Source organism: Microbacterium sp. 05N427, assembly GCF_056397105.1.
The window spans coordinates 19,265-37,645 of the sequence record NZ_JBFTMT010000011.1 but is presented as its reverse complement, the minus strand read 5'-3'; the positions used below and the strand labels follow the sequence as shown (position 1 = coordinate 37,645).

Sequence of the window (18,381 nt, the reverse complement as noted above, 5' to 3'; positions counted from 1 at the left end):
TCGGTTGTCCCCCGCTTCTTCAAGACGCGGGATAAAGTATCCACTCAGGGTCGAAAAATCAGAGCGAGGGGAACGCGTGGCACAGACGCCGCCCGAACATCCGGGCCAGCATCGCGGCACCAACATGCCCCGCGTCGCCGACTTCAATGAGGGGGTCGTGCTCAACTCGATCCGCCGCTCCATCGGCGGCCGCAGCCGCGTCGAGCTGACGACGGAGACCGGGCTCTCCGCGCAGACGGTCTCCAACATCTGCCGTCGCCTGCTCGACCAGGGCCTGATCCTGGAGACCGGCAAGCAGGCAGTGTCGTTCGGCAAGCCCCGGACCATGCTCGAGCTCAACCCCGCGGGCAGTTACGCCGTCGGAGTCCACATCGATCCCGCCGCGATCACGTACGTGCTCCTCGACTTCACCGGGGCCGTGGTGGTCGACGCGTCCCACCCGACCCCGGCCGCGCAGGATCCCGATTCGGTGCTGGCCCTGATGAGCGAGCAGATCGAGGCGCTGATCGCCCGAGCGCCCGTCGACCGCGACCGGATCCTCGGCGTCGGGATCGCCTCGCCCGGACCCGTCGACGTCGAGCGCGGCCTCGTCCTCGACCCGCCGCACCTACCCAACTGGCACCGCGTCCCGCTGTGCGACCACCTGCGGGAGGCCACCGGGCTCCCCGTGCTGCTCGACAAGGACGTGATCGCCGGGGCCGTCGCAGAGCGGTGGGCCGGCGGCGGCGAAGGGCCGAGCGACTTCCTGTTCCTCTACTTCGGCACCGGCGTCGGCGCTGCGGTCGTGCTGGACGATGTCGTGGTCCGCGGGATCTCGAGCAACGCCGGCGACGTCGGCCTGCTCCCGGTCACCGCCACGGAGTTCGACGACCACTACCGGCATCCGTTCCGGGCGTTCTGGGAGACGGGATCTCCGCACATGCTCGCCGAAGAGGCGGTGTCGGCGGGGGTGCTCTCGGCCGACACCGACCTCGGCACGCCCGCAGTGGTCGTCGAGGCGTTCGCGCGGCTGAGCCGGCTCGCCGACGACGGCGACGACGGTGCCGTGGCCATCGTCGAACGGGCCGCGCGTTTCACGGCATCCGCGATCCTCACCCTGACGAATCTGCTGGACGTCGGCAGCGTCGTCATCGGCGGCGCGACCTGGGAGGCGATCGCACCGCATTTCCTGCGCGTGATCCCGCCGATCGTCTCCGGAGGGTCGATCTCGCACCAGCTTCATGGGATCACGATCGCGGGCACGGCCCTGGGATCCGACGTGGCGGCGATCGGCGCGGCCTGCCTCGTGCTGGACGATCGCTTCTCGCCGCGCCCGTCCACCCTGCAGGTCACCCGCTGACCATGCTGCGTGTCGGACTGATCGGCGCCGGCGGGATCGCCGCCGCGCACCTCGACGCCTGGCAGGCGCTCGGCGCGGAGTGCGTGATCTCGTCGCGCACACGGCCGACCGGGCTCGCGGAGCGGTTCGGCGTGCAGATCGCGGACGACGCGGATGCGCTCATCGACCTGGTCGACATCGTGGGCATCCTCTCCCCGACGCCGACTCATCTCGACCTGGCTCTGCGCGCGATCGCCCGCGGGCGGCACGTCGTGTGCGAGAAGCCCCTCGGGGTCACCGCCGCGGAGGCGCGGCGCATCGCCGATGCCGCGGACGCAGCAGGCGTGCGGTTGTTCCCCGCGCACGTGGTGCGGTACTTCACGGCCTATCGGCGGATCCAGCAGGCGGTCGTCGCCAGCGAGATCGGCGCCCTGCAGGCCCTGCGGCTGAGCCGTGCGGGAGCGGGCCCCACCACGGCCTGGTTCTACGACGAGGGCGCCGGTGGCGGGCTGATCCGCGACCTGCTCGTGCACGACATCGACCAGGCGCTGTGGCTCGCGGGCCGCGTGACGGAGGTCGCCGCACGACAGGATCCGCCGAGCGTCGCCGGACGCCTCTCGGTCCCTGTGACCGCGACGGTCGAGCTGACCCACGCGAGCGGCGCGACCACACGCATCGACGGCGGCTGGCTGGGCGAGGGCGCGCCCTTCCGCACCACGATCGAGGCCGTGGGCACCACCGGAGTGCTCGCGCACGACAGCGCTGCGGAGTCGGCGGGCGCGTCGGGCGCCGTGGCGGGCGATATCGCTCCCGCCGACGCCGGACACCTGCCGCCGCAGACCGAGGACCACCCCTACCGCACCCAGATCGCCGACTTCGCGGAGGCGATCCGCACCGGCCGCGATGCCAGGGTGACGGCTTCCGACGGCGTCGCAGCGGTCGCGATCGTGGACGCGGCCTATGCGTCGATCGCGGCGGGCGGGGACAGGGTCTCCGTCTAGGACCCGCGCCTCCGCCTAGGGCACGGCGATCACGCCGTCGGGGCCGAGGCGCACCGCGGCACCGCGGAAGTCGCGATGTCCGCGCTGATCCATGAGGCGTGCGGCCCCGCCGTCGGGATCCGGCACCGGGATGCCCTCGGGATAGTCGAACCGCACGGACTGCACCCGGCCCGCGATCACGCTTCCATCGGCGCGCAGCCGCACGGACAGATACGCGCCGTAGCGCGTGGCCGGATCCTTGCCGAAGACGCCCCCGCCGCCGAAGTTGCCGAGGCTGTATGCGATGAGCCGGCCCCGGTACCACTCCATCCCGCGCAGCACATGCGGCCCATGGCCGAGGACCAGGTCCGCTCCGGYATCGATCGCGGCATGGGAGAAGGCGACCGGATCCCCGCGGTCCTCTCCGTACATGGTCTCGGTCCCCGGGGTGACCGCATCCGCGTTCGGCCCCTCGGCGCCCATGTGCGCCTGCACGATCACGACGTCGGCGTGCGCTGCGGCGGTGCGGACGATGGAGCGCACGCGCCGTAGGTCGGTCACCCGGTTGAACTCGCCGTAGGGCGCGAAGCCGATCATCGCCACGGTGACCTCGCCGATGCGCGTGTAGGCGATCTCGTCACGTCCGCCCACCGCGCGGATGCCCGCGCCCGCGAGGGCGGCCCTGGTGTCGTCATACCCGGCCTGCCCGAAGTCGCGGCTGTGGTTGTTCGCGAGGTTGAGGATGTCGAAGCCGGCGAGGCCCGCGACGGAGTCTGGATCGCTGCGGAAGGCGAGGCAGTCGGCGTCCCTGCCGCACTTGTCCTCCCCCGTGTCGCGGGAGATCGCCTGCTCGAGGTTGCCCGTGATGAGATCCTGCGTGAACCAGGGGCGCACCTGGTCGAAGTGACCGGCACCGTGATCCGCGGGCACGGTGCGGCTCGCGTCATAGAGCAGGATGTCGCCGGTCGCACCGATGCTGATCTCCCCGGCGCGCTGCGCAGACTGCTGCGGGATCCCCGCCGGAACCGGAGGGAGTGCCGCYGCCCCGGTCGCGACGATGCCGACGGACGCGAGTGCGACCAGCGCGACGGGGGTGCGCCATGGAAGACGGCGGCGGCGGCCGGCGTCTTCGCGCGCGCGCCTGCGTGGCAGGTCGAACAGCCAGGACAGCCGGTCGCGGGTGATGAGGTCGCCGATCACCAGGCTGACGGCGATCACGACGGCCGTGAGGACGACGGGGAGCACCACGGCCGCGACCAGTTGCACGGCTTTCCCGGCATCCGACACCCACCCGGCCACGAGGGCGTCGGCGAGCGCGAGCACCGGCATGTGGATCACGTAGATCTGCAGCGTGCGCGCGCCGAGCCGGCTCAGTCCCGCGCCGAGCCGTGGCGTCCTCGCCAGCAGCGGCGCCACGGCCATCCCCGCGCCGAGCCCGATCAGAGCGACGGCAGGCCACACCCCCGGGATCTTCTCCGCCCCGGTGATCCTCACGGCGGCGAACACAGCCAGGTACAGCACGACGGCGCCGGCCGCGAGCACAGGGCGCGGGCGGGCGGCGAATCGGATGATCTGCCGGGAGAAGGAGGTGCCGATGAGGAAGTAGAGCAGGTTGGCGAGCAGCGATCCCCGGTTGCTGACGACGTCGATGAACCCCGCCCCCACGGCGATCGTCAGCACCGCGGCCGCGGCCAGCGGGATCCAGACGGGTAGCCGGCGCAGCCCCTTGGCGACGAGGAAGTAGAGCGCGAGGGCATAGAGGTACCAGGCGTTCGGCGGGCTGATCGTGATCGCTTCGATGAACTCCGCGACGGATCTCGGCACCAGGGTCGGGAAGTCGGGGAACGCCTACATCGTCGCCATGTGGATGAGCGTCCAGAGCAGATACAGGTACAGGAAGCGCAGGACGCGGCCGCGGAGCACGGCGGCCCACGGCCGCGCGACCGCGTTCGCGGCGAAGCAGCCGGAGATGAGGAAGAACAGGGGCATCCGCACCGGGTAGGCGAGGTCGGAGATCAGCCCCCAGGCGCCGGGTATCGGCAGGCCGATCCTCCAGTCGATCGTGAGGTAGCTCTTCAGCACGACGTGCCAGAACACCACGAGGATGATCAGCAGCCCCTTGGCGGTGTCCGCCCAGGCCAGCCGCGAGCCCTGAGCCGTCCCGGCGGCCGTCATGCCGATGCCTCGGCCCGCCGCGGCGCCTCCCCCCGATTCGGCGACAGCACGGCGTCGAGGAGCTCGGCGATCAATCCGGTGTAGTCGAGACCGGTCGCCGCGTACATCAGCGGCACCTGAGAGCGCTCGGTCATCCCCGGCGTCGTGTTCACCTCGTTCAGCACCGGACCGTCGGCGGTCACGAAGAAGTCGAAGCGGGCGACTCCGGCGCACCCCAGCGCGTCGTAGAGCCGAGTCGCCGCCGAACGGACGGCCGCTTCCTCGGCATCGCTGATCGCGGCCGGCACCGTGAACCGGGCGCTGCCGTCGTACTTCTCCGCCGCGCCGAACACGCCGCCCGATGACACCCCGATCTCGAGCGCGGCGCCGAGGCGCAGTGCGCCGTGCCGGTCGCGGAAGACCGCGACATCCACCTCCCGCCCTGCAACATACTCCTCGATCAGGACCGGATCCCCGAACGTCCTCGCCCGGTCGACGGCGTCGGCGACGCCGTCGGGATCTGCGACGACGAAGACCCCGTTGCTGGACCCGCCGCTCGCGGGCTTCACGACGAAGGGCGGTGTCAGGCCCTCGGTGACCGCCACGGATCCGGGCCCGACGAGACGCGCGTTCGCCGTCGCGATGCCCAGCGACGCCGCGACCAGCTTCGTGGCCTGCTTGTCCATTCCCAGCGCCCCCGCGCGGACCGGGGATCCCGCGGAGGGCACGCCGCAGAGCTCCAGCAGGCCCGCGATCGCGCCGTCCTCGCCCCGGACGCCGTGCAGCATGGGGATCGCCGCATCGCAGCCGGTGAGCAGCTCGATCGCGCGGTGGGCGGGCAGCATCGTGTCCTGCTCGTCCCGCCACGCGCCGTCCTCGCCGATCGTGAGCGGGACCGCGGTGTGCCTCAGCGCGCGGAGAGCGCGCGCGACGGCGGCCGCAGAGGCGAGGGAGACCGGGTGCTCGTCGTTCGCGCCGCCTCCGATGACGGCGATCCGGCGGCGGGTGTGCTGAGGCATGCGGTTTCTCCAGAGAGCGCGGGTGTGCGGCGGTTCGAGGCGTCGAGGGTGCGGTGGATCCGCGATGTCCGGGATCCCACCGCGGTGACGATCTCGTGCTCGATCGTGTGCGACCAGGCGGCCCATTCGGCGACCGTCGGCTCGCCGTCCCGGCCGGGTCCGAAGATCGTGACGCGCTCCCCCGGCCGCAGCAGCATGTCACCGGTGTCGACGACGACCATGTCCATCGAGAACCTGCCCACGAGTGGGCGACGCTCGCCGCGCACGAGCACCTCGGCCCGCGCGGACGCCGCGCGGGGCAGTCCATCGGCATAGCCGAGCGGCAGCAGCGCGAGGCGGGTGCGTTCCGGGGTGACGAAGTCGTGACCGTATCCGACGCCCGTGCCCGCCGGCACCTCCCGGGACGACACGACGGTCGAGGTCAGGGTCAGGGCGGGGCGGAGGACGTCGGTCGTACGCGAAGGGTCGATGCCGAACAGTCCGGCGCCGATGCGATGCAGGCCGTACCCCGCCCCCACGCCTGTGATCGTCGCCGCCGTGGCCGCGAGGTGCAGGAGGTGCGGGCGCAGAGCGCGACGACGCGCGGCGCGGATCGCGTTCTCGAACACCAGGCGCTCGCGCACGTTCTCCCCGTTCCCCGGGTCGTCGGCGCACGACATGTGCCCCATCACTCCGACCACCCGGACGGCGCCCGCCTCCTCCTGCTCGCGGGCGAGGGCGCACAGGGTGGCCCAGTCGCGCGACGGGCAGCCGTCGCGGCCGGTGCCGACGTCGATGTGCAGATGCACGCGGGCCGCCGTGCCCACGGCCCGCGCAGCGCGTGCGATCTCGAAGAGCAGCTCGAGATTCGGGACGGCGAGGTCGATGCGTTCGCGCACCGCCGTCTCGAAGTCGGCGCCCGGCGCGTTGAGCCAGCTCAGGATCGGCGCGCCGACATCCGCCTGCCGGAGGGCGAGCGCCTCGTCGATGCTCGTCACCCCGATCGAGTCCGCACCCGCTTCCAGCACCGCGGAGGCGACGTCCCCATGGCCGAACGCGTCTGCCTTGAGGACGGCCATGAGCCCTCCCCCGGACAGCGCCCGCAGGCGAGCGGTGTTCTCGCGGAGCGCGTCCTCATGGACGACGAGTTCCGTGGCGGGTGATCGCATGGATCGAGTCAAGCGAGCAGTGGGTTGCCGGGGCGTATCCGGATTTCGATACGGGCACGATATGCGGCCAGACGGCGCCGGGCCCGCGGGGCCCGCCTGCCCGCGGGGCCCGCCGGCTCTACCGGCCCCGCCGGCCCCGTCAGCCCCGCCGCCCCCGCTAGTCGCCGTCGCCCCGCGACAGCGGGCGCACCACCACCCGGCGGCGGTCGCGGATCCACACCCGCCCGCTCTCGCGATGCTGGGCGCGGGTCGTGAACCGATAGCGGTAGGCGACGGCGCGCACCTGGCGCGGGCGCTCCCCTGCGAAGGGGTCGTGCCCCAGCAGCCGCAGCGTGGGTGCATCCGCCTCGAGCAGCCGCACGAGGAGCATCCCGAACCAGTCCTCGTACATCCGCCCCAACGGCAGGAACCACATCAGCCAGTCCAGGCGCAGGTGGTACGGCGCGAACAGCCCCGGAACGCGGTGCAGCTCGCCGGGCTTGCCGCGGAAGCCGTACTCGCGCCACTCGCCCGCGAGCGGATCCGGATCCGCGTCTTGCTGCATCGTGCCCTCCACGACAATCTCGATCCGCTCCTTCGTGACGGTTCCGAAGGCGCCGTACGCGTTCGCGAGCTGCCAGCGATTGAACGACGCGTTCATCGCCTGAGTGCGCGAGAACAGGTTCCTCACCGCCGGCACCGAGAGCCACACGTACAGCACCGCCACCGCCGAGGTGACGGCGAACCAGGGCAGCGACAAGCCGTCGATCGACCAGGGCAGGACCGTCGCCGAGTGGCGCGGCGCACCCCTCGGGATCCCGACCGCGGAGAACGCGATCACGATCGTCGCCCAGTTCAGCCATGCGAAGTTGCCGGTGAGGACGAGCCAGAGCTGGGTGACGATGACGACCCCGGCGCCCACCGCCCCCACGATGGCGGGCCAGGTCGCCGAGCCTGTCGAAGCGCCCGGGATCCACAACCCGAGGATCGGCGCGAGCAGGAGCCAGGGCGCTCCGAGCTGCGCGACGTGGTTGCCGATCACCTCGAGACGGTGGAACCAGCGCGGCAGCAGGTGGGCCTGCCGACTGAGCGGCCCCGGCATCGGCTGCGTCTCGTGGTGGTACATGAGCGCCGTGAGGTCGCGCCATTCGCGCCCGCCGCGGATCTTGATCATGCCGGCGCCGAACTCGAGCCGGATCACGAGCCACCAGAACAGCACGATGACCGCGGTGGGCGGCGGCTGCGACGCGGATCCCAGGAATGCGGCGAGGAACCCGGCTTCGAGCAGCAGCATCTCCCAGCCGAAGCCGTAGAACGTCTGCCCGATCGACGAGATCGACATGTATCCGAGCCACAGCAGCAGGAAGCAGGCCATCGGCGCCCACGGCGGCGCGAGCTGTGGCAGGCCGGTCACGAGCGCGGCCGACACGGCGATCCCCGCGACGCACAGGGCCACGAGCCGTCGATCCGTGTACCGGACGCGCAGGAACAGCGTCGGCCGCAGGAGCCGGCGCGCGCGGGGGGAGGATCCGGCCCAGGCGAGGAGCTCCGGCGCCGGCAGCAGACCGTGCTCGCCCAGCAGCGCGCGGAACTGGTTCAGCGTGCTGACGAAGGCGACCAGATACAGCGCCGCGATGCCCCGCTGGAGCACCTCACGCGCGAAGCCGAAGTCGACCGCCGCGAAGCCGTCCATACCGGAAGGCTACGCGCGGCTCCCCGATCCGGACAGGTGCTCCCCCACTTCGAGTCGTCCCCATGAGCGCACCCCAGGGGCTCCGCTGGCGGGGACGACTCGAAGGTGGGTGGAGGTGGAGACCGGGACAGGGCGGCCTCTACTTTCGAGTCGTCCCCGTGAGCGCACGCCAGGGGCTCCGCTGGCGGGGACGACTCGAAGGTGGGGGGAGGCGGGGACCGGGACGGGCGGCCTCCCGTTGCGCTCCGCGCGGGACACCTGCACGACGATGCGACACCTGCACGATCCGATCGCGGATCCGGTCGTGCATCCGTGTCGGCGTCGTGCAGGTGTCGCGCGTCGCGAACCGGGGCCAGGCCGCGCGCCGCGCCGGGCGCCGGGCCTGGCCGCGACCCCGGCCCAGCAGGGGCCGGGGCAGGGCCGGGGTCGCCTCAGAGCGCGGCGAGCAGGCTCTTCATCTCGGCGATCTCGGCGGTCTGCGCGTCGATGATCGTGCTGGCGAGAGCGAGGGCCAGGGGATCCGCGCCGTTCGCCTTCTCCGTGCGGGCCATCGCGATCGCGCCCTCGTGATGCACGATCATCTGCTGCAGGAACAGCTTGCCGGCCTCGGCGCCCGGCGCCGCCTCGAGCGCCGCCATGTCGGCCTCGCTCATCATGCCGTCGCCATGACCCATGGATCCGGCCGAGGCCGAGGGCGCGCCCCAATCGGCGAGCCAGCCGCGCATGGTCGTGATCTCGGGCGTCTGGGCCCCCTTGATCCTGGTCGCGAGGTCGATGACGCGCGCATCGACGCCGGCCTTGGCGAGGAGCGTGTCGCTCATGTCTATCGCCTGCTGATGGTGGTCGATCATCATCGTCGCGAACATCGCGTCCGCGTCGTTGGCGGATCCCTGGGGGTCTCCGGTCGTGGAGGTGGACGCGCCGGGCGACATCCCCGGCATTCCGGAGTGGTCGGTCGTGGGCGCGCAGGCGGTGAGCACGGCCCCGGTGAGGGCGATCGCTCCGATCGCGAGCGCGCGGTGGAGGGTATGGATGGTCATGTCGTTCTCTGCTTTCGTCGTCGTTGTCGCGCCTCGCCGGATGGCGGGCGCGAAGCCGTTCCGGTGCATCCGCCCCCGAAACCAGGGGACTACGGGACGCACCGCGCGTCGGCTCATCTGCGACTGATGCAGAGCGCGGAGATGCTCGGAGGGCGGGGATCCGCCGGGTCGTTCGCCGGGGAGGCGACGAGGGATGCGACGATCGCGGGCCGGAGATCCTCGGCGGGCGGCCCGGGCAACGCGGCCGGGGCGACCGGCGCCAGCACGCAGGACTCCGACATGGCGGCGTGCTCCGCGCAGTCCGCACAGCCGTGACCGACCGGGACGGCGTGGCTCGCCGTGATCGAGAGCGCGGTCGCGCCAATAGCCGTGGCCGGCGCCGACAGCGGCTTCCCGACCATCGCCGGCACTGACAGCGGCTTCCCGACCGTCGCCGGCATCGGCGCCGCGGACATCGACACGGCGGACATCGCGTCGTGCGAGGAAGGATCCGCACCCGCCGTCGGGGAGCCGTGCCCGTCGAGCACGTGCATCCCGAGCAGCCCCGCGATCAGCGCCGCGACGAGGAGCAGGATCGACGGCGACCACGTCGACGACGTGCTCCCGACTCGGATCCGATACCCCACGGGGTACAGCATACCCATCTGGCTCGAGAGAGGGCCCGACGCCCCCGCGACGCCCGCACGACAACGCGACGCCTGCACGATCCGATCGCGGATCCGGTCGTGCATCCGTGTCGGGATCGTGCAGGCGTCGCGCGCTTCACAGCCAGTCTCGCGCTTCAGAGCAGGTAGCGCGCCTCAGAGCAGGCGGGCTACTTCTGCACCCAGTCGAAGTCGCTGCCGTGCTCCTGGATCCATTTGTCGATCGCCTGGGGCTCCTTGCCCTCGCCGAACTGGTTCACGACCGTGTCCTCGAGCGAGCCGTACTGCGCGTCGTCGAGCTTGATCTTCCCGACCAGCGCGGCGACGTCGGGATGCTTCTCGGCGAAGCCCTTCGCGCCGAGGAAGTGCAGCCCCTCCGGCTTGCCCATCGCGCCCTTCGGATCCTTCAGATCCTTCACGGGGTAGGCGCTGTTGGCCCAGAACGGACGCCACAGCGTGACCGCGATGTCCTGCTTCTTCTCGGTGGCCGACTTCAGTTCCGTGAGCATCGCGGCGGTGGACGAGGTCACCAGCTGGTACTCGCCGTCCAGGCCGTACTCAGGCATCATCTTCTGGGTCTGCGCGGTGAGGCCGGCGCCCGGCTCGATGCCGATGATCTTGCCGCCGAAGGTCGAGGCCTTGCCCTTGAGCTGGTCGATCGAGTCGATGTCGGAGTAGGTCGGCACCGCGATCGTGAGGCGGGCGTTGCCGTAGTACGTCCCGAGGTCGTCGATCGACCCCTTGTACTTGTCCATGTACGCCTTCTGCGTCACCTCGGGCCACGCCGACGGGAAGATGTCCACGTCGCCCTGCGAGAGCCCCGCATACAGCGGGCCCGCGTCGGACAGCGTCTGCATCTTCACGTCGTAGCCCATCTTGCCGAGCTGATCCTGCAGCAGGTACGCGGTGCTCAGCCCGTCGGTCCAGCTGGGCAGGAAGCCGATCGTGATGGTCCCCTTGTCGCCGGAGCCCGCGGCGTTCGACGGGGCCTTGCCCGCCATTTCGAGCGTGCCCCCCGCGCCGTCGCTCGCGCATCCGGCCAGGGTGAGGATGGCCGCGACGCCGAGCGCCGCGAGGGTGGTGATCCTGCTCTTACGCATTCTGCAGCTCCTTCTCTTCGACGGTCGGCTCCGGGATCTTGTCGGCCACGGCGGAGGCAGCCGCCAGGCGCCGCGCGGTGCGACGGCGCGCCATCATCCCGAGCAGCGAGCGGGGGTGCTCCCCCAGGGAACCCAGCGACGCGGTGACCCGGTCGAGGAAGACCGCGATCAGCACGACGCCGAGACCGGCTTCGACGCCCTTGGCGATGTTGACGGTCGAGATCGCCTCGACCACGAGCTTGCCGAGCCCGTCGGCGCCCGCCATACCGGCGATGACCGCCATCGACAGCGCGAGCATGATCACCTGGTTGACGCCGGCGAGGATGGTCGGCATGGCGAGCGGCAGCTGGATCCCGCGCAGGATCTGACCGGGCGTCGCACCGAACGACTGCCCGGCCTCGACGGTCTCGGAATCCACGCCGCGGATACCGAGCTCGGTGAAGCGCACCCCGGGAGGCAGGGCGAAGATGACCGTGGCCACGAGGCCCGGCACCACGCCGATGCTGAAGAACACGATCGCGGGGATGAGGTAGACGAAGGCGGGCATCGTCTGCATGAAGTCGAGCGCGGGTTTGAGCACGGCGCGCACGGTCGCGTTGCGAGCCGACCAGATGCCGAGCGGGATCGCGATCAGCACGGCGACCGCACCGGCGACGAGCACCAGGGCGAGCGTCTGCATCGCCGGGACCCACAGGCCCATCGCGACGATCAGCCCGAAGGAGATCACCGTGCCGATCGCGAGGCGCCACGAGCGCACGAGCCAGGCGATGAGCGCGGCGATGATGATGACGACGTAGAACCACGGCATCAGCAGCACGAAGCTCAGGCCGTCGACGAGGAACGACACCACGGTCGAGATGACGTGCAGCAGTCCGTCGAGGTTGGCCTTGATCCAGTCGACCGCGACAGCGACCCAGGATCCGATGGGAAGGATGTTCATCGGGTGACCTCCTCGGTCGGCGCGTCCGGCGTGTTCGGCGAGAGCTCGGCGGTCCAGCCGTCGTCCAGGACGGCGTCGACCTCCGCCTGCGGCAGCGGCAGCACCGGCAGGTTGATCTCACCCGTGGCGCCCGAACCGGGGCCGAGCGCCGCGAGCAGGGTGATGCGCGGGATGACGCCCACGAGGCGCCCCTCCGCATCCGCCACGGCGAGCGGCAGCGGCGACTCGACCGCCGGGATGAACAGGTTCATCAGGATCTCGTCCTCGTCGACCACCTGGGCTGCGGGCTTGAGCACCGAGGTCAGGGTGCTCTCGCCGCGGCGGATCAGCTTGACGACGTCGCGGTCGGTGACGATACCGATGAGCTTGCGGTCACGGCCCACGACGTACGTCGCCGACATGAACGCGTCGCGCATCTGCTTGAGCGCGGTACGAGGGCCGGCGTTCTCAGACACGACGGGGCGCGGGCGCTCCATGACGTTCGCTGCGGTGAGCACGCGGGCGCGGTCCACGTCCTGCACGAACTGCTCGACGTAGCTGTTGGCCGGATCGGTGAGGATGTCCTCCGGCGTGCCGATCTGCACGATGCGGCCGTCCCGCATCACGGCGATGCGATCGCCGAGGAACATGGCCTCGTTCAGATCGTGGGTGATGAACACGATGGTCTTCTGCAGCTTCTGCTGCAGTTCGAGCAGCTGCTCCTGCATCTCCCGGCGGATGAGCGGATCCAGCGCGCTGAACGCCTCGTCCATCAGCAGGATGTCGCTGTCTGCGGCGAGCGCGCGGGCGATGCCGACGCGCTGCTGCATGCCGCCGGAGAGTTCGGACGGAAGCTTCTCGCCCTGCCCCTCCAGGCCGACGAGGCCCAGGATCTCCTCCGCCTTGGCCAGGCGCTCGGCCTTGCCGACGCCCTTCAGCTCGAGCGGGTACGCCACGTTCGCGGCGACGGTGCGGTGCGGCAGCAGGGCGAAGTGCTGGAACACCATCGAGACGCGGTCGCGGCGGATCTCGCGAAGACGCGAGGCCGGAATGCCGGTGATCGGATCCCCCGCGACGAGGACGGAGCCGTCCGTCGCCTCGTGCAAGCCGTTGAGCATTCGGATGATCGTGGACTTGCCCGATCCGGACAGTCCCATGATGACGAAGATCTCGCCGCGATTGACGGTGAAGCTCGCGTCGATGACGGCGGCGGTGCCGACGTCGGCGACCTCGGATCGGCTCTCGCCGGCCTTCAGCCGGCGGACGGCCTGGTTCGGATTCTTCCCGAACACCTTGAACAGATGACGCGCTTCCAGAGCGGTTTCGGACACGTTTCCCCCGCGGCCTCACCTATCAGGGAGGCCTGCATCGGTCTCGCCCGGGTGATGATCACAGGGCCGTTTCGACAGAACCATGCTGGCGGCGCAGGAGGAGGATTTCGGATCCTCAACAGAGATCATCGACCGTACGCCCACGCCTCTTCGTGCACAGCAGAATCGAAAGAAGGACGCGGCCGCGGACTGGTCTTGGGGCCATCAGGCCCGCATTCCAACGTAACGAGAACCTGATCCCGTGGCAAATCCGAGGTCGATGACCTAGGGTATGCGTGCTCGCGCGGGGGCCTTCGGCCGGGCGTTCGCCTGGCGGCCGCGGTAGGCCTGGCGGCCGCGGTGTGGTCAGCGCCGCACGGACCGCGTCACCGTGAACTTCGGCGTGCGCACGAGCTGCTCCGTCTCCCCGACCGCGGCAGCGAGCGCGCGCCGGTGGTCGAGGTGTGAGTTGAACACGGTCCAGACCTCGCCGCCGGGGCGGAGCACTCGCGCGGCCGCGTCGATGAGACGACGCCCAGCCCCCTCGTGCACGCTCGCACCGAGATGGAACGGCGGGTTCAGCAGCACGAGGTCGACGGATCCGTCCGGGATGTCGGATCCGGCATCGTCGAGGGTCACAGCCACCTGATCGGCGACGCCGTTCGCGAGCATCGTGGCACGGGCCGAGCGCACGGCTGCGGCGGAGCGGTCGGTGGCGACGATACGGGCAGCGGGAACCGCGAGCGCGAGGGACGTGGCGAGCGCGCCGGTGCCGCAGCCGAGGTCGAGGGCGGCGAACCCCTCCCGTCCGGCGAGGGCGGCGAGACCCGGGGCGCGGTCGCGCATCACGTCGAGCAGCACGCGCGTGCCGATGTCGATGCGGTCGCCGGCGAAGGCGCCGCCGTGCGCACACAGGATGAGGCCGTAGTCGGGATGCGTCGTCGACACCGGGAACGGCGGATCCGGCGGCACGGGCAGCGGATCCGTCGCGACGATCAGACGCGACTTCCGCTCGGCGCGCTGCGGCTGCACCCGGCCGAAGAAGCGAGTCAGCACCTCGTTCTGCGCCAGAGTCATGTGCTTGACGCGTCCGCCGGCGAGCAGCACGGCGTCGGGCGCTGCCCAGCGAGAGACCGCATCCGCGATCTCTTCGAGCTCCGCGAGCCCCTTCGGCAACTGCAGCAGCACGAGCCGCGCCCCGCGCAACAGCTCGGCGTCGAGTTCGTGCGCGGAGAAGCCCTCCGCCCCGAGCTCGACCGCGTTGCGAGCGAGTGCCCGGCGCCCGGTCACCAGGTCCTGGTGCACGCGCACTCCGGTGAACCCGGCGGCCACCAGAGGCAGTGTGAGCGCGCCGTAGCCGTCGCCGACCACCGCGATCGCGGATCCGTCGATCTCGCGCTGAGCCGCGACGGCCAGCGCCCGTGCGACGAGCAGCTCGTCCGTCGCGTCCCACGCCTGGAGATTCGGCGCCTCCACGTCGGGGAACCGACGCAGGCGGGCGTACGGGAACTCGGGCACCCGCTCAGCGTACGCGGGCACTCCCCTCCCCCCATCTTCGAGTCGTCCCCACGAGCGCACGCCAGGGGGTCCGCTGGTGGGGACGACTCGGGAATGGGGAATGACGGATCCGGGTCGTCCCCGGGAGGGGACGCCAGGGGGTCCGGTGGTGGGGACGACTCGGGGATGAGGGCCGAGATACTTGACACTGACACAGTGGAAGACGGGAGAACGGATCCATGTTGTCCATCGGAGCGTTCGCGCAGATCGGCCAGGTGACCCACCCCATGCTGCGGCACTGGGACACCTGCGGTCTGCTCGTACCGGCCCACGTGGACGAGTTCAGCGGATACCGCTCGTACGACCCCGCGCAGCTCGCCCTGCTGCATCGGATCGTCGCCCTGCGCCAGCTCGGGTTCGGTCTCGACGACATCGCCTCGGTTCTCGAGGACGGCGTCGACGTGATGCGGCTGACCGATCTGCTGCGGATCAGGCGCGCGGAGGTCGAGCGCGAGCATCGCCTTGCGGCCGCGAGACTCGTCGACGTGGAACGGCGGCTTCAACTCATCGAAAAGGAGCACCACATGTCCCACATCGAAGTCATCGAGAAGCCGCTGCCGGCGCTGCGCTTCGCCGCTCGCACCGCGATCGCCGCCGAGCAGCCCGAGGTCGGTGAACTCGTCGGTCCGCTGTTCGCCGAGGTCGAGGAGATCCTCGAGCCGCTCGGCGCCTCGCTCGCGACGCCGATCGCCGAGTACAGCTCGGGCGAAGACGGCATTCGGGTCACCGTCGGCTATGTCAGCACGGATCCGGCGCCGAACGGCATCGAGATCGTCGAATTGCCGGCGGCACCGCAGGCCGCCGTGCATCTCGGATCGATGGACCGGATCGCGCTCACCTGGGGCGCGCTGCACGAGGAGATCGTCGCGCGTGGTCTTGTCCCGTCCGGACCATGTCGCGAACTCTACGTGCGCGCCGAGGGCGAGGACCAGACGGACTGGGTGACCGAGCTGCAGCAGCCCGTCGAAGCGGCCTGATCCCGCCACCCGGGTCGTCCGCCCGTGCGTCCTTCCCCTCCGCCGGTCCAGTGGGCAAGGACGTGCCGTGCCGGTCTCCGAGCTACGAGCGAGGGCCGAGACAAAGACAAGCAGGAACCGGATCCGAGTCGTCCCCGTAAACGCACGCCCTGGAGTCCGCTAGTGGGGACGACTCGAAGATGGGGGGACGTCCGCTGGTGGGGACGACCCGAAGATGGGGAACCGGGGGAACGGGAACGGGGGAACCGGGAGGGGAATCCGGGGCGGGGCTCTTCCCGGGGCGCAGGCGGAGCGGGGATACTGGTCCTCGATGAGCGCAACGTTGACCGTCACCCAGGTCGTCCTCCCCACCGCCCCCGTCGGATCCTCGAACCCCCTCCCCGCGATCGCGGCGATGCCGGAGGCGCCGTACGAGGCCTCGACCGAGCACCTCCCCGCCGACATCGCGGCGAACATCCGGTACGGGCGGGTCACCTCGATCCATCCGTATCTGATCCAGGACGGCTATGACCGCGAGCGCACGCCCGCGCCGATGCGCGTCGCGGTGCTGGAGAACGATCAGCTGCGCGCCGAGTTCGCCCTCGACCTCGGCGGCCGGCTCGTGCGCCTCTTCGACAAGACCGCCGGGCGCGACCTCGTTTACCGCAACGCGATCCTGCAGCCGGCGAACCTCGCCCTGCGCGACGCGTGGTTCTCCGGCGGGGCGGAGTGGAACATCGGCATGCGCGGACACTGGCCGCTGACCTGCTCCCCGCTGTACGCCGCCGAGATCGCCGGCGCCGACGGAGAGCCGATCCTGCGGATGTGGGAGTACGAGCGCGTGCGCGGACTGATCCTGCAGCTCGACGCGACGCTCGACGGCGCCGCCCTGCACGTGCGGGTGCGGGTGCGCAACCCCCGCGAGCGCGAAACCGGGATGTACTGGTGGACCAACATCGCCGTCGCGCAGACCGAGGGCAGCCGGGTGTTCGCCCCGGCGACGCACGCGTACCTGACCGGCTACGACGGCACATTGGGCCGGGCGGACCTGACCGAGACGGATCCCCGCTTCCCCGCGTCCGCACCCGCCGCCGCGGACTACTTCTTCGACCTGGCCCCCGGCCTCGCGGCCGCCACCAAGGCCGCCGCAGAGGACGCCACGACTCCGGACGCACCGTCACCCCGCCCCTGGATCGCCGCGGTCGACGCGGACGGATCCGGCCTCGCGCACGTCTCGACCGCGCGCCTGCTCGGTCGCAAGCTCTTCGTCTGGGGCGACACCCCGGGCGGACGGAACTGGTGCGACTGGCTCGGCGGCGAGACCGGCGCCTACTTCGAGATCCAGGCGGGGCTCGCCGCGACGCAGTACGAGCACCTGCGCATGCCCGGCGGCGCGACGTGGGAGTGGACCGAGACCTTTCTGCCGCTGCAGCTCGCGGATCCGCGCCTCGACAGCACCTGGAGCGAGGACGTCGCTACGGTCGGCGCCCAGGTGCTGCGGACGGCGGATGCGGCGGGCTCCGCCGGCACCGTGCGACTCGAGGACGCCGCCGACATCGCTCCGGACGCCCTGCTGTCGGTCGGTTCGCCCTGGGGTGCGCTCGAACAGCAGCTCGCCGCGCGGACAGGCTCGGCGTTCGCCCCTCTCCCCGGCGTGCGGTTCGCTCGCGACGGCGAGGAGGGCGCGTACTGGGCAGGGCTTCTCGACGGCGCGCCCGGCGTGCCCGAGGCAGCCGCGGGCGTCGTGGAACCGGATCCGTCCGAGGCCCCTGCCTCCTACGTCATCGGCGATGAGTGGGATCACCTGCTCGCCGAGGCACCCGCCACCTGGCTGACGCACTACCACCGCGCCGTCGCCGCGCACACCCGGGGCGAGCACGGCACCGCGATCTCGCACTACGAGGCGTCGCTGCGGCATCGGCGCAACGCGTGGGCCCTGCGCGGACTCGCGCTGGCGCTGCGCGAGTCCGACGGCGGCGGGACCGCGGCCCGGGAGCAGAGCATCGGCCGGCTCGCCGAGGCGTGCGAGCTGGCCCCCGACCTGGTGCCGCTCACCCTCGAGCTCGCCGAGGCGCTGCTCGCCGACGGACGCGCGGAGGAGGTGCGCACCCTACTCGGAACGCTGCCCGCGGAGATCCGCGAGCGCGGCCGGTTCCGCGTGGTGGAGATCCGCGCCGCCCTCGCCACCGGCGACCGGGAGACGGCGGGACGGATCCTCGAAGGCCGCTTCGAGGTGCCCAACCTCCGTGAGGGCGAGCTGAGCATGTCCGCGCTGTGGCACGAAGCCTTCCCCGATCGACCGGTGCCGGCCTGGTACGACTTCGAGATGGCGCCGGAGGGCTGAGGATCCGAGCTACGGGGCAAAGGCCGCGGTGCGCACGGGTGCGAAACTCAGTCGATTCGGGCCATCTCGTGGAGAATTCGATGCTCGGGCACCGTATCGACTGAGTTCGGAACGTGGTGCGCTGCAGAAGCACCACGTTGAGCGGCCCCGAAGCCGGCGACGCGGACTCAACGCCCCCCGACAGGCGGACTCAACGCCCCCCGACAGGCGGACTCAACGT

At 71.2% G+C, this 18,381-nt stretch carries 14 protein-coding genes and 1 pseudogene; 4 read left to right on the top strand and 11 right to left on the bottom strand.

Annotated elements, in window-relative coordinates; genetic code table 11:
• The first annotated feature begins 76 nt into the window (after window positions 1–76).
• Both AC1DG4_RS12480 and AC1DG4_RS12475 read left to right on the top strand, forming a co-directional pair.
• The gene (locus AC1DG4_RS12480; RefSeq protein ID WP_477381053.1) at window positions 77–1,339 is read left to right on the top strand and encodes an ROK family transcriptional regulator; all 1,263 of its coding nucleotides are present in this window, start codon (window positions 77–79) and stop codon (window positions 1,337–1,339) included.
• A 2-nt stretch (window positions 1,340–1,341) separates the two neighbouring features.
• The gene (locus tag AC1DG4_RS12475) at window positions 1,342–2,319 is read left to right on the top strand and encodes a Gfo/Idh/MocA family protein (protein WP_477381051.1); all 978 of its coding nucleotides are present in this window, start codon (window positions 1,342–1,344) and stop codon (window positions 2,317–2,319) included.
• Window positions 2,320–2,334: 15 nt separating this feature from the next.
• Here AC1DG4_RS12475 and AC1DG4_RS12470 read toward each other — a convergent pair whose 3' ends face one another.
• The 11 genes and pseudogenes from AC1DG4_RS12470 to AC1DG4_RS12420 form a co-directional block, all read right to left on the bottom strand.
• Window positions 2,335–3,498 (bottom strand): CapA family protein, encoded by a 1,164-nt coding sequence (locus AC1DG4_RS12470; RefSeq protein ID WP_477421271.1) that lies wholly within the window; start codon window positions 3,496–3,498, stop codon window positions 2,335–2,337.
• Window positions 3,499–3,504: 6 nt separating this feature from the next.
• Window positions 3,505–4,473: pseudogene (locus AC1DG4_RS12465) on the bottom strand (acyltransferase family protein); the annotation flags it as partial.
• Window positions 4,470–5,471, bottom strand: a complete 1,002-nt coding sequence (locus tag AC1DG4_RS12460) for a D-alanine--D-alanine ligase family protein (RefSeq protein ID WP_477381049.1) — start codon at window positions 5,469–5,471, stop codon at window positions 4,470–4,472. The gene AC1DG4_RS12460 and the pseudogene AC1DG4_RS12465, both read right to left, overlap by 4 nt.
• The gene (alr, locus tag AC1DG4_RS12455) at window positions 5,360–6,619 is read right to left on the bottom strand and encodes an alanine racemase (RefSeq protein ID WP_477381047.1); all 1,260 of its coding nucleotides are present in this window, start codon (window positions 6,617–6,619) and stop codon (window positions 5,360–5,362) included. Before alr ends, AC1DG4_RS12460 begins: the two co-directional genes overlap by 112 nt.
• Window positions 6,620–6,776: 157 nt before the next feature.
• Window positions 6,777–8,291, bottom strand: a complete 1,515-nt coding sequence (locus AC1DG4_RS12450; protein ID WP_477381045.1) for a lipase maturation factor family protein — start codon at window positions 8,289–8,291, stop codon at window positions 6,777–6,779.
• Window positions 8,292–8,722: 431 nt separating this feature from the next.
• Window positions 8,723–9,331: a DUF305 domain-containing protein gene (locus AC1DG4_RS12445; RefSeq protein WP_477381044.1), complete on the bottom strand. Its 609-nt coding sequence runs from the start codon at window positions 9,329–9,331 to the stop codon at window positions 8,723–8,725.
• Between the two features lie 113 nt (window positions 9,332–9,444).
• On the bottom strand, window positions 9,445–9,957 hold the full coding sequence (locus AC1DG4_RS12440) for a hypothetical protein (RefSeq protein WP_477381042.1): 513 nt from the start codon (window positions 9,955–9,957) through the stop codon (window positions 9,445–9,447).
• Window positions 9,958–10,145: 188 nt separating this feature from the next.
• Window positions 10,146–11,075 carry a glycine betaine ABC transporter substrate-binding protein gene (locus tag AC1DG4_RS12435; protein WP_477381041.1) on the bottom strand — a complete coding sequence of 310 codons (930 nt, stop codon included), beginning with the start codon at window positions 11,073–11,075 and terminating at the stop codon, window positions 10,146–10,148.
• Window positions 11,068–12,015 carry an ABC transporter permease gene (locus AC1DG4_RS12430; RefSeq protein WP_477381039.1) on the bottom strand — a complete coding sequence of 316 codons (948 nt, stop codon included), beginning with the start codon at window positions 12,013–12,015 and terminating at the stop codon, window positions 11,068–11,070. Before AC1DG4_RS12430 ends, AC1DG4_RS12435 begins: the two co-directional genes overlap by 8 nt.
• Window positions 12,012–13,325 carry a quaternary amine ABC transporter ATP-binding protein gene (locus AC1DG4_RS12425; protein ID WP_477381037.1) on the bottom strand — a complete coding sequence of 438 codons (1,314 nt, stop codon included), beginning with the start codon at window positions 13,323–13,325 and terminating at the stop codon, window positions 12,012–12,014. The genes AC1DG4_RS12430 and AC1DG4_RS12425 overlap by 4 nt, the downstream gene beginning before the upstream one ends.
• Before the next feature lie 345 nt (window positions 13,326–13,670).
• The gene (locus AC1DG4_RS12420; RefSeq protein WP_477381035.1) at window positions 13,671–14,822 is read right to left on the bottom strand and encodes a class I SAM-dependent methyltransferase; all 1,152 of its coding nucleotides are present in this window, start codon (window positions 14,820–14,822) and stop codon (window positions 13,671–13,673) included.
• A 218-nt stretch (window positions 14,823–15,040) separates the two neighbouring features.
• On the opposite strand from AC1DG4_RS12420, the gene AC1DG4_RS12415 reads away from it, so the two are divergent.
• On the top strand, window positions 15,041–15,838 hold the full coding sequence (locus tag AC1DG4_RS12415) for a MerR family transcriptional regulator (protein WP_477381033.1): 798 nt from the start codon (window positions 15,041–15,043) through the stop codon (window positions 15,836–15,838).
• A 310-nt stretch (window positions 15,839–16,148) separates the two neighbouring features.
• Window positions 16,149–18,161 carry a DUF5107 domain-containing protein gene (locus AC1DG4_RS12410; protein ID WP_477381031.1) on the top strand — a complete coding sequence of 671 codons (2,013 nt, stop codon included), beginning with the start codon at window positions 16,149–16,151 and terminating at the stop codon, window positions 18,159–18,161.
• The last annotated feature ends 220 nt before the right edge of the window (window positions 18,162–18,381 follow it).